Annotated in this window: 10 protein-coding genes; 5 read left to right on the top strand and 5 right to left on the bottom strand. The window is 39.0% G+C overall.

Going from position 1 to position 14,016, the window contains the following annotated elements; translation table 11 throughout:
• Positions 1–74 precede the first annotated feature (74 nt).
• The 5 genes from PH4a_RS16735 to PH4a_RS16715 all read right to left on the bottom strand — a co-directional run bounded on the left by PH4a_RS16735 (position 75) and on the right by PH4a_RS16715 (position 5,135).
• The gene (locus PH4a_RS16735) at positions 75–797 is read right to left on the bottom strand and encodes an ABC transporter ATP-binding protein (RefSeq protein WP_208730501.1); all 723 of its coding nucleotides are present in this window, start codon (positions 795–797) and stop codon (positions 75–77) included.
• Complete coding sequence (locus PH4a_RS16730) at positions 784–1,620, bottom strand: ABC transporter ATP-binding protein (protein WP_129041386.1); 837 nt, start codon at positions 1,618–1,620, stop codon at positions 784–786. The genes PH4a_RS16735 and PH4a_RS16730 overlap by 14 nt, the downstream gene beginning before the upstream one ends.
• Positions 1,613–2,443, bottom strand: coding sequence for an ABC transporter permease (locus PH4a_RS16725; protein WP_129041384.1), 831 nt, complete (start codon positions 2,441–2,443; stop codon positions 1,613–1,615). Before PH4a_RS16725 ends, PH4a_RS16730 begins: the two co-directional genes overlap by 8 nt.
• A complete protein-coding gene (locus PH4a_RS16720) occupies positions 2,443–3,486 on the bottom strand; it encodes an ABC transporter permease (RefSeq protein ID WP_129041382.1) in 1,044 nt (347 codons plus the stop codon). Before PH4a_RS16720 ends, PH4a_RS16725 begins: the two co-directional genes overlap by 1 nt.
• 83 nt (positions 3,487–3,569) lie before the next feature.
• Positions 3,570–5,135, bottom strand: a complete 1,566-nt coding sequence (locus tag PH4a_RS16715; protein WP_129041379.1) for an ABC transporter substrate-binding protein — start codon at positions 5,133–5,135, stop codon at positions 3,570–3,572.
• 339 nt (positions 5,136–5,474) lie between these two features.
• On the opposite strand from PH4a_RS16715, the gene nirB reads away from it, so the two are divergent.
• The 5 genes from nirB to oppA all read left to right on the top strand — a co-directional run bounded on the left by nirB (position 5,475) and on the right by oppA (position 13,982).
• On the top strand, positions 5,475–8,021 hold the full coding sequence (gene nirB / locus PH4a_RS16710; protein ID WP_129041377.1) for a nitrite reductase large subunit NirB: 2,547 nt from the start codon (positions 5,475–5,477) through the stop codon (positions 8,019–8,021).
• A complete protein-coding gene (nirD, locus tag PH4a_RS16705; RefSeq protein ID WP_129041375.1) occupies positions 8,018–8,350 on the top strand; it encodes a nitrite reductase small subunit NirD in 333 nt (110 codons plus the stop codon). The genes nirB and nirD overlap by 4 nt, the downstream gene beginning before the upstream one ends.
• Positions 8,351–8,379: 29 nt before the next feature.
• Positions 8,380–9,756 carry a siroheme synthase CysG gene (gene cysG, locus PH4a_RS16700; protein WP_129041373.1) on the top strand — a complete coding sequence of 459 codons (1,377 nt, stop codon included), beginning with the start codon at positions 8,380–8,382 and terminating at the stop codon, positions 9,754–9,756.
• Between the two features lie 675 nt (positions 9,757–10,431).
• A complete protein-coding gene (locus PH4a_RS16695) occupies positions 10,432–12,057 on the top strand; it encodes an ABC transporter substrate-binding protein (protein WP_129041964.1) in 1,626 nt (541 codons plus the stop codon).
• Positions 12,058–12,344: 287 nt separating this feature from the next.
• Positions 12,345–13,982: an oligopeptide ABC transporter substrate-binding protein OppA gene (gene oppA, locus PH4a_RS16690; RefSeq protein ID WP_129041370.1), complete on the top strand. Its 1,638-nt coding sequence runs from the start codon at positions 12,345–12,347 to the stop codon at positions 13,980–13,982.
• The last annotated feature ends 34 nt before the right edge of the window (positions 13,983–14,016 follow it).

Here is a 14,016-nt window from a genome sequence, read left to right as displayed (position 1 = left end):
CGCATAGTCGCATAAAAAAGAGCAGTATAAATCCCATCCATACTGCTCTTATTTTTTCTTTTATTTACTTTTCTTTAATGACTATCAAGGCGATGGATCCCTTGTGACAACGCCTCTCTATCATAATGTCGTGTTAATTCACCATTCTCCATTAATGCGGCTCTATCAGACATATGAGCAATAACATCAGCATCATGGCTTACGAGTAAATAGGTCATATTATGCTGTTTTTTTAGTTCATTAAGCAGATTGAGTATTTCTGCTTGAACAGACATATCCAACGCCGATGTTGGCTCATCCAGTAACAATAATTGCGGCTGCAATAATAAAGCCCTTGCTATTGCAACGCGTTGGCGTTGACCACCAGAAAGTTGATGTGGATAACGACTAACGATATCTGCTGGCAAACCAACTTGCTCTAATGCATGACTAATTGTTGAATGATCAAATGAAATTTGATGGATTTTTAATGGCTCTGAAAATGCGCGTTCAATACGATGTTGTGGATGCAGCGATGCATAAGGATCTTGAAACACCATTTGCACATTACGTCGTAATCTACCTTGAAAACGTTGGTGAGGCTGAATCGATTGTCCTAGTAGCGATATGTCGCCTTGCCATTGGCGCAATAGCCCAGCAATAACCCGTAAAACCGTTGATTTACCACAACCAGAGCGGCCAATAAGACTAAAAGTTTCACCTTGTTTTACTTGCAAATTAATATTATTAACAACCTGCTTAATTTGTCTTCCCTGTTCAAAGCGGACCTGTAAGTTATGAACATCAATTAGCATTATAGAGCCCCTTGAAATTAAGCGTTCTATCTAATACAGGTAACTCAGTACCATAGGTTTTTGCACTGGGTCTACATGTCCAGAGTGTACGCGTGTAGGGATGCGTTGCTTCTGGTAACGCTTTTGCGCTGAGTTCATCAACTTGCTCACCTTGATACATCACCATTACGCGTTCGCAATATTCTGATACCAGCGGTAAATCATGGCTGATTAACAACAATCCCATTTTTCGTTGTTCGCACTGTGTAATGATTAATTCAAGAATTTGGTGGCGTAACTGTGCATCTAGCGCTGAAGTCGGTTCATCAGCAATCAAAATGGTGGGATTATTAATTAGCGCGATAGCAATCATCGCTCGTTGTCCCATACCGCCGGATAATTCACCGGGATAACGATAAATATTTTGCTCAGGTAACCCCACTGCTAACAGTGTTTCGATGATTAATTGACGTCTATCTTGATGAGAGAGCGTTTGATGTAGTTTTACTGATTCATCAATTTGCTGATAGATGGTTTTTACAGGATTAAGTGCGTAACGAGGATCTTGCAATATCATTGAGATTGTTTTGCCGCGCACGTTATTCCATTGTCGAGGAGAATAATTCAGTAAATTCTCCCCCGCTAACATTAATTTATTTGCGCTAACTTTTCCCGGTTTGCGCACTAATCCCATTAGGGATCGTGCTGTCATTGATTTTCCTGAGCCAGATTCACCAACAAGGGCTAAGCGTTCTTGCCCTAATGAAAATGAAACATTATTTACCACTCTTGCGCTTGGATAATCAATACAGAGTTTGTCTACCTCAATTAAAGGAGTATTACTCATTAGCGTCTCCTAATAAATCACGTAAGCCATCACCTAACAGATTAAAAGCAAGGCTACTGATTAAAATGGCCGCGCCGGGGATTGCGGCAACCCACCATTGGTCAAAAATAACCGGCATACCTTCTGCAATCATAGCTCCCCATTCAGCCATAGGCGGGCGAGCGCCTAATCCTAGAAAACCTAATCCAGCCGCCGCAAGAATAATAACCGCAAGATTTAACGCCAGGCGTACTATTGCCGAAGGAAGGCATAGGGGTAATATGTGCCCCCAAAGTAACCGAAAGCCCTTAATTCCCATCATTTCAGCAGCGGCTAGATAATCACTATTACGCAGGTGTTGAATTTCACTGCGAGCTTGTCTGGCATAAGCCGGCCATGCCGTAAGTGCTAAAGCGAGCGCGCCATTAAGCAGACCTGGGCCAAGCATTGCGACAAAAGCAAACGCTAAAATAAGCGAGGGCATCGACATCACAACATCGGTAAAACGCATCAAAATACGTTCTGTCCAACCACCATAGTAACCAGACAAAATACCAATTAATAAACCTAATGGCAGGGTGATAAGCGCAACAAGGCCCACTAGACCTAACATAGGACGAGTACCGTAAATCACACGAGAAAGAATATCGCGACCATAGTTATCAGTGCCCAACCAATGTTGAGCATTAGGAGCCAGTAATCGCTGAGCTGCATTTTGCCAATTGGGATCTTGTGGTGCCAACCAAGGTGCAAATAATGCAATAGCACATAATAAAATCAGTAGTAATAAACCGATTAAGGCTGAAGGAGAACGCGCTATTTTAGTTAGAAATCGAGTTAACATTAGCGAAGCCTCGGATCAGTTAAACGAATAAGCATATCCGTCATATTATTAATAAAAACAAAGCAGAGCCCGATCACCAATGTTCCACCCATAATCGCAGTAGCATCGCCAGCAAATAGCGCTGTTGTGAGATATCGACCAATACCAGGCCAAGAAAATACTGTTTCTGTTAATACCGCACCTTCTAACATGCCAGTGTAAGAAAGGGCAATAATGGTCATTAATACCCCTCGGATATTAGGTAAAACATGAGTAAAAAGAATACGTAATTCACTCACACCTTTTGCTCTAGCTAAAGTGACATACTCTTTATCCATCTCATTTAGACAGGCAGATCGAGTTAATCGCGTAATAGAAGCTAATGCGAAATAGGCAAGCAAAGAAACAGGTAAAATAAGGTGTGAGATAGCATTAAAAAAAGCATCTTTATCGCCCGCAAGCAAAGTATCTATTAATGCAAATCCAGTTACGGGCTCGATAGTGAACTGATAAATATCATCTAATCGGCCGGGGCCTGCTGTCCACTGTAGTGTGGCATAAAAAATAAGTAGTAAAATAAGACCTAACCAAAATACAGGAACTGAACTGCCTAATAACGTAAAAGTACGTAAGATAAAATCGAGTGGAGTGCCGACAAAACGCGCGCACAATACACCAAATAAAATGCCTAAACTCGCCCCAATTAGCAAAGCTACTGTGGCTAATTCAAGAGTCGCTGGAAATGTGGTCAATAGATCGTCGATAACCGGTTGTCCAGTTGAGGTTGCTGTTCCTAACTGCCCCTCTAATAATGCGGCAACATAATGAAAAAATTGACTGTAAATCGGTAAATCTAACCCTAATTCGTGCTTTACCTGATTGTATGTCTCGATACTGGCGTGATCACCAACAATTTGTAGCACAGGATCAACAGGAGAAAATGACGAAAGGGTAAAGGTGATGATAAGTAACCCTAATAGGGTCAGCGTCAGTGTTAATAATCCTTGAGCAAAGGTTATCAACTGGCTTTTTAGGCGAGAAGGTAAAGCAATAGCAGTATTCATACAGCAATAGCCTAATTAAATAACAGAATAAATGACAAAAATAACCACTCGAAATATCACTATAACGAGTGGTTGAGAAAATATTATTTAGTTACTTTGTCATAATAGACCATATCTGCATTAAGACCTTGAGCGTAGCCTTTTACGTTATCACGTAAAACAATCTGGTTTTTACCTTGGTCAATAAACACATAAGGTGAGCTGCGTTGTAGTTCTTTTTGCATTTCAGTGTATAAATTCTGGCGCTTAGTTTTATCTGCTTCATTTAATGCAGCAAGCGTCTGTTTGCTTAATTCAGGGATCTGCCAGCCATTTAACCAAGCAACAGTATTGGATTGTCCATCGTTATAAGCAAAGGCACTCGCATTTGAATGCGCATCAAAATAATCTGGGATCCAAAAACGGATCGCGGCTTGATGCTGTTTAGCACGAACACGAGTATAAACTTGGCTACCCGCGGCAGGTAATAAATCAACCTGTACGCCAGCTTGAGCAAAACTTGCCTGTATAGATTGCGCTACCGTAATATAAGGCACTTTATTTTCAACATCTAAGGTAAAGCGAGCGTTTGTAATTCCGGCTTGCGCCAAAATTGCTTTTGCTTTTTCAGGATCAAAAGTAAAAGGATTATCTTCTAATGCGCCTGGTAAACCGACAGGTAAAAAACTTTGGTGGATAAAATATTGTCCACGCATTAAATCTTCAGTAATACCTTTATAATCGATAAGATAACGTGCTGCTTGCCAAAATGCGGGTTGATTTAAGACCGAATTGCCGCTTGCAGTATTAAACGCCATATAAACTTGTTCAGCTGAAGGGATATTAACAATTTGGATCCCCGCTTTACCCGCTAATGCTGCGGTTTGGTCAGTGCCTAAATCACGAGCAATATCAGCATCACCTTTTTCTATTAATAAACGTCTTGATGCCGGATCAGGCACATTTTTAATAATGATATTGGCTGTTTTAGGTGCACCCGTTGGTGAAAGTGGATTTGCTTCTAATACAATAGCTTGGCGTGGTTGATAAGCGCGCATTTTATAAGCGCCACTGCCAGCTGAATGCATTTTCAGCCAACTATTACCAAAATCATTATTTTTGATATGTGCAGCAATAAGTTTTTCATCAACGATAGAAGCTATCGGAGTAGAGAGGATATTTAATACTACATCAGGGCTAACATCTGCTGTCCAACGTACTTCAAATTCGTTATCACTGATTTTTTTAAGTTGCGAAGCAATATTATCTGCCTTCCAACCTAATACATTTAAAATAAATGCAGGTGATTTATTCATGGTAATTGCACGCTGGTAAGAGAATAAAATATCCTCAGGACGAACAGGATTACCCGAAGCAAATTTCGCCTCCGGCTTTATTTTAAACACGATAGATTTCTGTTGCGGATTTGCTTGCCAGCTTTCAACTAAAATAGGTTCATTTATTTCAGGGTTATCACGATTGGGTTGCACAATACGCTGATATAAGCTGGGTATCGTTTGAATACTCGAAAGCTCGTTACTTTCTGCGGGATCAAGACTGACAAGATCATCTAACCCTTGTACAACAATTAACGTATTTGCGGGTGTTGCTGCAAACGCAGGTGCTGAAAGTGCACCAACAACCAATAGCGACAGTAATTTTGCTTTCATAAGACACTCCCTGAGACGGTATAGCTAAAATCGTTATGCGAATAACTTCTTAGTTATTACTTTGTGAAGTCAACTTAGGTAAAACGTGATTAATTCGCAAAGTTTTAATTACGCTTATATATAACGTAAAGGTATAAGAGAACATTATTCATAATAGTTGAGGAATAATTATTAGGGGAAAAAAAGAAAGTCAGATACTACTTTAGTGGTATTTTTTTAATGGTAATTGACTATTAAGTTGTAGTAGCTGAATTGATTAAGCTGCATTTGATATCCATCAATATATCTTATGAGTAGTCTCGTATTTTAGCTTTAGATATCTTTAAATTTGAGGCGAAAATGAGCAAGAAAACACTCGCGGTTATCGGTAACGGAATGGTTGGCCATCGTTATATCGAAGAGCTAATTGATAAAGGTGGAAGTGAAGAATATCACATCGTTGTTTTTTGCGAAGAACCGCGAGTTGCTTATGATAGGGTTCATCTCTCCTCTTATTTTTCTCATCATACGGCCGAAGAACTCTCTTTAGTAAAAGAGGGATATTATGAAAAGCATCAGGTCGAAGTATTGATAGGTGAGCGTGTTATCACTATCAATCGTGAAGAGAAGCTTGTTCATACTAATACTGGGCGTTGTGTTAGCTATGATAAATTAGTCATGGCAACAGGCTCTTATCCGTGGATCCCCACCATTAAAGGCAATAACTCACCAGATTGTTTTGTTTATCGGACTATTGAAGATCTTAATGCAATTGAATCCTGTGCGCGTATCAGCCGTAAAGGTGCGGTGATCGGCGGCGGGCTATTAGGGTTAGAAGCGGCTGGCGCATTAAAAAGTTTAGGCGTTGAAACCCATGTTATTGAGTTTGCTCCTACTTTAATGGCCGAACAGTTAGATACATTAGGTGGCGAGCAACTTAAACGAAAAATAGAACGAATGGGGGTAAAAGTTCACACGGCTAAAAATACCCAAGAAATCTTATCAACGGGCACACAAGCACGTAAAACGTTACAATTTGCTGATGGCTCCTCCCTTGAAGTCGATTTTATTGTTTTCTCTACAGGTATTCGGCCGAAAGATAAACTCGCTCGCCAATGCAGTTTAGATATTGCCCCAAGAGGGGGTATCACCATAAATGATTACTGCCAGACTTCTGATCCTGACATCTATGCGATAGGTGAATGTGCTTCGTGGCACAATAAAACTTTTGGTTTAGTTGCACCCGGTTATAAGATGGCGCAAGTCGCCGTTGATCATCTGCTAGGTCATAACACAAAGTTCCAAGGTGCTGATTTAAGTGCGAAATTGAAATTATTGGGCGTTGATGTGGGGGGAATTGGTGATGCTCATGGTCGTCAAGCAGGGTGCCGCAGCTATATTTATTTAGATGAAGGTAAAGAAATTTATAAACGCCTGATTGTGAGTGAGGATAACAAATACTTATTAGGCGCTGTGTTGGTCGGTGATACAGAAGACTATGGCAACCTGTTGCAATTATCGTTAAATAGTATCGAATTACCTGATCATCCTGACACCTTAATTTTACCGGCTCATGCTGGGAGTAAGCCCGCGATAGGTGTTGATTCTCTACCGGAAAGTGCTCAAATTTGCTCTTGTTTTGATGTAACCAAAGGCGAGATTATTCAAGCTATTGAACATGGATGCCACACTGTTGCAGCCATTAAATCAGAAACGAAAGCGGGCACTGGTTGTGGTGGTTGCATACCTCTTATTACACAAGTGTTAAATGCTGAATTAGCCAAGCAAGGTATTGAAGTTAATCATCATCTTTGTGAGCATTTTCACTATTCTCGCCAAGAACTCTATCATCTTATCCGTGTTGAAGGGCTGAAAAGCTTTGATGAATTATTAGAAAAGCATGGGCAAGGTTATGGTTGCGAAGTTTGTAAACCAACAGTCGGCTCTTTGTTGGCATCTTGCTGGAATGACTATATTTTACGTGATGACCTTGTTCCCCTACAAGATACGAATGACAACTTCCTTGCCAATATGCAAAAAGATGGAACTTATTCCATTATTCCCCGTTCTCCAGGGGGCGAAATTACACCCGCCGGCATTATCGCCATTGGCCAAATTGCACAAGAATACAATCTTTACACCAAAATTACGGGCTCACAACGTATGGCCATGTTTGGTGCTCATAAACAAGATCTACCTGCGATTTGGCAAAAGCTAATTGCTGCGGGATTTGAAACGGGACATGCCTATGCCAAAGCATTACGCATGGTAAAAACCTGTGTAGGTAACAGTTGGTGCCGTTTTGGGGTTGGCGATAGTATCGGCTTAGGTGTTGCTTTAGAGCATCGCTACAAAGGTATAAGAGCGCCTCACAAAATAAAATTTGGTGTTTCAGGCTGTACTCGGGAATGTTCTGAGGCACAAGGAAAAGATGTCGGGATCATTGCCACAGATAAAGGTTGGAACCTTTATTTCGGCGGTAATGGTGGTATGAAACCTCGACATGGTGATCTATTTGCAGCTGATCTTGATGAAGAAACGCTAGTCCATTATATCGACCGCTTTCTGATGTTTTATATTCGTACAGCCGATAAATTACAACGCACTTCTGTTTGGTTAGAAAACTTAGAAGGCGGTATTGAATATTTACGAGATGTCATTATTCACGACAAATTGGGTTTAAATACACAACTCGGGAAAGAGCTAAAATCCTTACAAGAGCGGGTTGCTTGTGAATGGAAAGAAACGGTTGATTCACCTAATGCATTGAAACGTTTTGCTCACTTTATTAACAATCCAATGCCTGATCCGACTGTTCAAATGGTAAAAGAGCGTTTTCAACATCGCCCAGCGCGTTTAGATGAACGAATTGATATCAAAATGGTAACAGAGGAGGCGCAATCATGAGTCAATGGATAGCAGTTTGCCAATTAGATGATATTACACCGGGAACAGGTATTTGTGCGCTGGTGGAACAAGATCATGTAGCGATATTCCGTCCTTATCATGATGAACGACTATATGCATTAAGTAATATTGATCCCTTTGCGCATTCTAGTGTGTTATCGCGAGGATTAATTGCTGAACATGACAATGAGTTGTATATCGTCAGCCCATTAAAAAAACAGCATTTTCGTTTAACGGATGGTCATTGCCTTGAAGATGAAAACTTCTCGATCAGACAGTTTGATGTCAAAGTCGAAGGCAATATAGTCAGTGTACGCACGGGTAAATAGTCCCAACTAATAAAGAAGGGGGAACGAATATGGATTATTTTCCAATATTCTGCCAGCTAAAAGATAAACCTTGTTTATTAGTCGGTGGCGGTGAAATTGCTGAACGTAAAGCAAGATTACTGATAGATGCGGGAGCCATACTCTCAGTTGTTGCACCTAGCTTTACGCCGCAATTTATACAGTGGCAAACAGAGCAAAAACTCACTTGTATCAAGGCATCATTTAGTGTTGATTATTTACTTGGTAAATGGCTTGTAATTGCAGCAACAGACAATGAACAAGTCAATCAACAGGTTTTTCAAACTGCGAGTGAAAAACAAATCTTTTGTAATGTGGTTGATTCACCAGAGCAAGCAAGTTTCATTATGCCTTCTGTGATTGACCGTTCGCCTATTATGGTAGCGATTTCATCGGGCGGAAAAGCGCCTGTATTAGCCCGTATTTTACGAGAAAAAGTCGAACAATTATTACCTACATCATTAGGTGTTGTTGCTGATATAGCCGGAAAACTAAGATCCAAAGTTAAACAACATTTTACGTCAATAACGGCCAGACGTCATTTTTGGGAGCAATTTTTTGCCGACAAAGCATTACAAGCAGAAATAGAAGCTAAAAGAGATAACGGTATTGAGCAACGTATCAATCAGCTTTTTTCTGCCACAATACCACCTCAGGGCAGTGTGGCATTAGTGGGGGCTGGGCCGGGAGATGCGGGCTTAATGACTATCAAAGGGCTACAACAATGTCAGCAAGCAGATGTCGTGGTTTATGATAGGCTGGTTTCTGATGAAGTGATGGCATTAGTGCGTAGAGATGCGCAGCGTATTTATGTTGGTAAACAAGCGGGTTTTCATTGCGTAGCGCAAGATGAAATCAACCAAATATTGATCAACGAAGCGACAGCAGGAAAACGTGTTGTGAGATTAAAAGGGGGAGATCCTTTTATTTTCGGCCGAGGTAGCGAAGAACTAGAAGCGTTAATAGATAGCCAAATTCCTTTTTCTGTCGTACCTGGAATTACTGCAGCATCAGGGTGTACAACTTATGCGGGTATTCCTTTAACGCATCGTGATTATGCTCAAAGCGTTCGATTTATTACCGGGCATGGTAAAGGGCTTAATGACGCTCAATGGCAATGTATTGCACAGAAAAATCAAACATTAGTATTTTATATGGGACTGGCTAAAGCGGCATTTATTCAAGAAAAGCTATTAAGCCAAAATATGAGTTCAACAACACCTGTGGCTATCATTGAAAAAGGAACGTTAGCTTGTCAGAAAATGATAGCTGGACAGTTGCATCAATTGAGTGAAATGGCCAAAACAATGGAAAGCCCATCTTTAATTATTGTGGGTGATGTGGTGACTTTAAATGAAAAGCTGCAATGGTTTCAGTCAAAAAAATAAAACAGTAGCTAAGTCGTAATAAACACAATTGTTATTGTTGTTATATTAGAACACCTCAATGCTAAATATTAACATTGAGGTGTTTTTATTTAAATCAAAGAGATATTGTAGATAAAAAGGTTTAGCATCATGGTCACTTCAATTAATAGATTAAATTTTAAAAATAAATAATAAAAGTGATTCTTTATTAATCATAAAATATGTGCTGATTTGATTTGTTCTTTATTCTAAAGAGCGATTTAACTATGTTTAAAATTAATTTCATTATGAAATTTCTTACAAATGGAACATAACAAAGTTCTGCATCTAGGGTAAAAGGCGCATTTATTATATTAATTCTGTGAGCTATGTAGGTTTTCTATCTATAAAAGTTGCGCAATGTTAATTAAATGTTTATTTGTTGTTTTATCTATTTGGATAGTATTTTTTTATTTCGATAAGATAGAACATGTCGGGGCTAAATAAAGTTAAGTGAGAAGAATATTGCATTAATTGACAATTTTTACGATAAGTGTAAAAAATGGGAGTATAGCTATCTATTTTATCTGGCCATTATCTGATGTGTTCTATAAAAACGATACTTTTATGTTGCAATAGCAAGACTATCTGCGCTGTTTCAAGAGTGACCCCGCTATAAATATTAATTTATTAGGAGAGGTGCCAGTGAAAAATAACATGATTACTAAAATGACTCTTTCAGCAAGTCTTGTTTCACTTGCGTTAATGTCCTCTTTTTCTTATGCCGCAACCCCTCCTGAGGGTACAGTACTTTCTAAACAGCAGCATATTGTTATTAATAATGGCACTGAAGTTTCTTCGCTTGATCCTCATAAAGTAGAGGGTGCACCTGAAAGTAATATTATTTTAAACCTTCTTGAAGGCTTGGTTTATGTTGGCCCTAATGGTGAAAATATACCGGGTGTTGCTCAACGTTGGGAAACAGAAGATAACAAAATATGGATATTTTATTTGCGTGATGATGCTAAATGGAGTGATGGCACACCTGTTAGCGCAGAAGATTTTGTTTATAGCTGGCGTCGATTAGCCGATCCTAAAACTGGCTCTCCTTATGCAAGCTATCTAGAATATGCCTATGTTGAAAATATCGCAGATATTCTTAATGGCAAAAAAAAACCTGAAACGTTGGGAATAAAGGCAATAGATGAACATACATTACGCGTTACATTAACTCAGCCTATTCCTTATTTAGTGGATATGCTTAATCACACATCATTAAAACCAGTTAAAAAAGACATTGTAGAAAAGTATGGTGTGAATTGGACTCGTCCCGAGAATTTTGTTGGTAATGGCGCTTATTTACTCGATAACTGGGTAGTAAATGAAAAGGTGACGCTAAAACGTAACCCACTCTACTGGGATAATAAAAACACCATTATTGAACAAGCCATATTCTTGCCATTAAGCTCAGAAACCAGCGATATTAATCGTTATCGTAGCGGTGAAATACAAATTACCAATAGCGCAATTCCTCCTGTTTTATATAAAAAAATGAAACAAGAACAGCCACAAAATTTGCATATTACACCTTATTTATGCACTTTTTTTTATGAATTAAATAATAAGCGCGCTCCTTTCGATGATGTACGTGTTCGTGAAGCGGTTAAATTAAGTATTGATCGCCAAATTATTGCAGAGCAAATAATGGGGCAAGGGCAGATACCAGCTTACACTTTTACTCCCTCTTTTATTGGTAACGGTAATTTTAAAGCACCTAAATGGTCTAGTTGGACACAACAACAACGTAATGAAAGGGCGAGAGAGTTATTAAAAGAAGCCGGTTTTGATAGTCAGCATCCATTATCTTTTACGCTGCTCTACAACACATCAGACCAAAATAAACAACAAGCCATTGCTGCGGCGTCAATGTGGAAGAAAAATATTGGCGCTAATGTCACTTTACAAAATCAAGAATGGAAAACAGCATTAGAAAGTCGCAACCAAGGTAATTACCAAGTGGCAAGGGCAACATGGTGCGCCGATTACAACGAACCAACCTCATTCTTAAACTCATTTCTCTCAACAAGCAGCTTAAATACTATTTTTTATGAAAATAAAGAATATGACCAAGCATTAGAGAATGCATTACTTGCTGTCGATAATGGTGCCCGACATCAACTCTATCAACGAGCTGAAGCCTTGTTAGACAAGGACTCAGCGATAGTTCCTATTTATTATCGTGTGAGTGTTAGATTGGTTAGTCCAACCGTTGGCGGATTTACAGGCAAAGACCCCTTTGATTATACGGACTTAAAGCGCTATTTTATAACAGTTGATGACTAAAACTGATAAGTCATAAAGGTTCTATAGCAATATCTGATTTTATTTATCAAAAAGTGGTTTGCAGTTTAGATATTTAAATAAAGTACAGAATAAAAACTACTACACAAAAAATATAACGGCACAAAAATTATAATTACATCATGCGATAACGCATAGATGACAACGTAATAAAATTGAAATATTTATTGTAAAACAATAAGTTGTGTAAAACGTTCTAAAAGCACAACAGTAACATCACAGATAAGGTTGTTGAACAACCAACTCACTAACTGGGAGTATTTTATAAAATGATAAGTTTAAATAAAAAGAGTGCACTGGCGATAGCGATAGGCGCAGTTTTTGGTTTGGCTGCAATCAGTGCTAATGCGGCGGTTGTTCCTAATGGTGTAAAACTTGCTGAAAAGCAAGTGCTTGTACGTAATAACGGTTCTGAACCTCAATCACTTGACCCACATAAAATTGAAGGTGTGCCAGAGTCTGCATTAGCTCGCGATTTATTTGAAGGGATCACTATTGTCGGGCCTGATGGCGAAATTTTACCGGGCTCTGCAACAAGTTGGGAAAACAAAAATTTTACTGTTTGGACTTTTAAAATTCGTGAAGGTGCAAAATGGTCTAATGGTGAGCCCGTTACTGCACAAGATTTCGTTTATAGCTGGCAACGTTTAGCTGATCCTAATACCGCATCACCTTATGAAAGCTACCTACAATATGCACATATCGTTAATATTGATGATATTATTGCAGGCAAAAAGAAGGCCTCAGAGTTAGGTGTAAAAGCGTTAGATAACAATACATTAGAAATTACGCTATCAGAAGCGGTTCCTTACTTACCAAAATTGCTTGCTCACTCATCAATGTCGCCAGTAAACCAAAAAGTTATCGAAAAATTTGGTGAAAAATGGACGCAACCGGCTAATTTTGTCGGGAATGGTGCCTTTGCACTGAAAAATTGGACAGTTAATGAACGTATTGTATTAGAGCGCAGCCCAACGTATTGGGACAATAAAAATACCGTTATTGATAAAGTCACCTTCTTACCTATCTCTTCTGAAGTTACCGATGTAAACCGCTATCGTGCGGGTGAAATCGATATGACATATAGCAATCTGCCGATAGAGTTTTTCCAGAAACTGAAAAAAGAGATCCCCGATGAGCTGCGTGTAAGCCCTTATTTATGTACTTATTATTATGAAATTAATAATGAGAAAGCACCATTTAACGATCCTCGTGTCCGTGAAGCGCTAAAACTCTCAATGGATAGAGATATCATTACTTACAAAGTGAAAAATCAAGGTGATATCCCAGCTTATGGCTTTACACCACCATTTACTGATGGCATTAAAGAGAAAAAACCAGAATGGTTTGCTTCTTGGACACAAGAACAGCGTAATGAAAGAGCACGCCAATTGTTAGAAGAAGCGGGTTACAACAAGGCTAACCCACTGAAATTTAAATTACTCTACAACACCTCTGATTTACATAAGAAAGTAGCTATCGCTGCCTCTTCTATTTGGAAGAAAAACTTAGGTGCTGATGTCTCATTAGAAAATCAAGAGTGGAAAACATTCTTAGATACCCGTCACCAAGGGACTTATGATGTTGCGCGTGCAGGTTGGTGTGCAGATTATAACGAACCCTCTTCATTCTTAAATATGATGTTGTCTTACAGCAGTAATAATACCGTTCATTATAAAAACACAGAATTTGATGCATTGATTAAAGAGTCATTGCGTGTGAAATCTGATGATGAACGTGCTGATATTTACCAAAAAGCAGAAGGCGTATTGGATAAAGATTCAGCCATCGTTCCACTTTACTACTATGTTAACACTCGCTTAGTTAAGCCTTATGTGGGTGGCTATTCAGGTAAAGATCCATTAGATAACGTACATACTAAAGATTTGTACATTATTGCTAAGTAATCGGGCGAGACCTTGCTTATTAATTAGGTAAGGT

Source organism: Proteus hauseri, assembly GCF_004116975.1.
Lineage (GTDB): Bacteria > Pseudomonadota > Gammaproteobacteria > Enterobacterales > Enterobacteriaceae > Proteus > Proteus hauseri.
Note: the sequence above shows the minus strand (reverse complement) of the source record. Positions and strands in the feature narration are given on the sequence as shown.

What these genes read in the sequence shown, in the direction of transcription:
- PH4a_RS16730 (WP_129041386.1), bottom strand. Translation starts at nt 1,620, where the DNA reads ATGAGTAATACTCCTTTAATTGAGGTAGACAAACTCTGTATTGATTAT.
- PH4a_RS16725 (WP_129041384.1), bottom strand. Translation starts at nt 2,443, where the DNA reads ATGTTAACTCGATTTCTAACTAAAATAGCGCGTTCTCCTTCAGCCTTA.
- PH4a_RS16720 (WP_129041382.1), bottom strand. Translation starts at nt 3,486, where the DNA reads ATGAATACTGCTATTGCTTTACCTTCTCGCCTAAAAAGCCAGTTGATA.
- PH4a_RS16715 (WP_129041379.1), bottom strand. Translation starts at nt 5,135, where the DNA reads ATGAAAGCAAAATTACTGTCGCTATTGGTTGTTGGTGCACTTTCAGCA.
- nirB (WP_129041377.1), top strand. Translation starts at nt 5,475, where the DNA reads ATGAGCAAGAAAACACTCGCGGTTATCGGTAACGGAATGGTTGGCCAT.
- nirD (WP_129041375.1), top strand. Translation starts at nt 8,018, where the DNA reads ATGAGTCAATGGATAGCAGTTTGCCAATTAGATGATATTACACCGGGA.
- cysG (WP_129041373.1), top strand. Translation starts at nt 8,380, where the DNA reads ATGGATTATTTTCCAATATTCTGCCAGCTAAAAGATAAACCTTGTTTA.
- PH4a_RS16695 (WP_129041964.1), top strand. Translation starts at nt 10,432, where the DNA reads ATGATTACTAAAATGACTCTTTCAGCAAGTCTTGTTTCACTTGCGTTA.
- oppA (WP_129041370.1), top strand. Translation starts at nt 12,345, where the DNA reads ATGATAAGTTTAAATAAAAAGAGTGCACTGGCGATAGCGATAGGCGCA.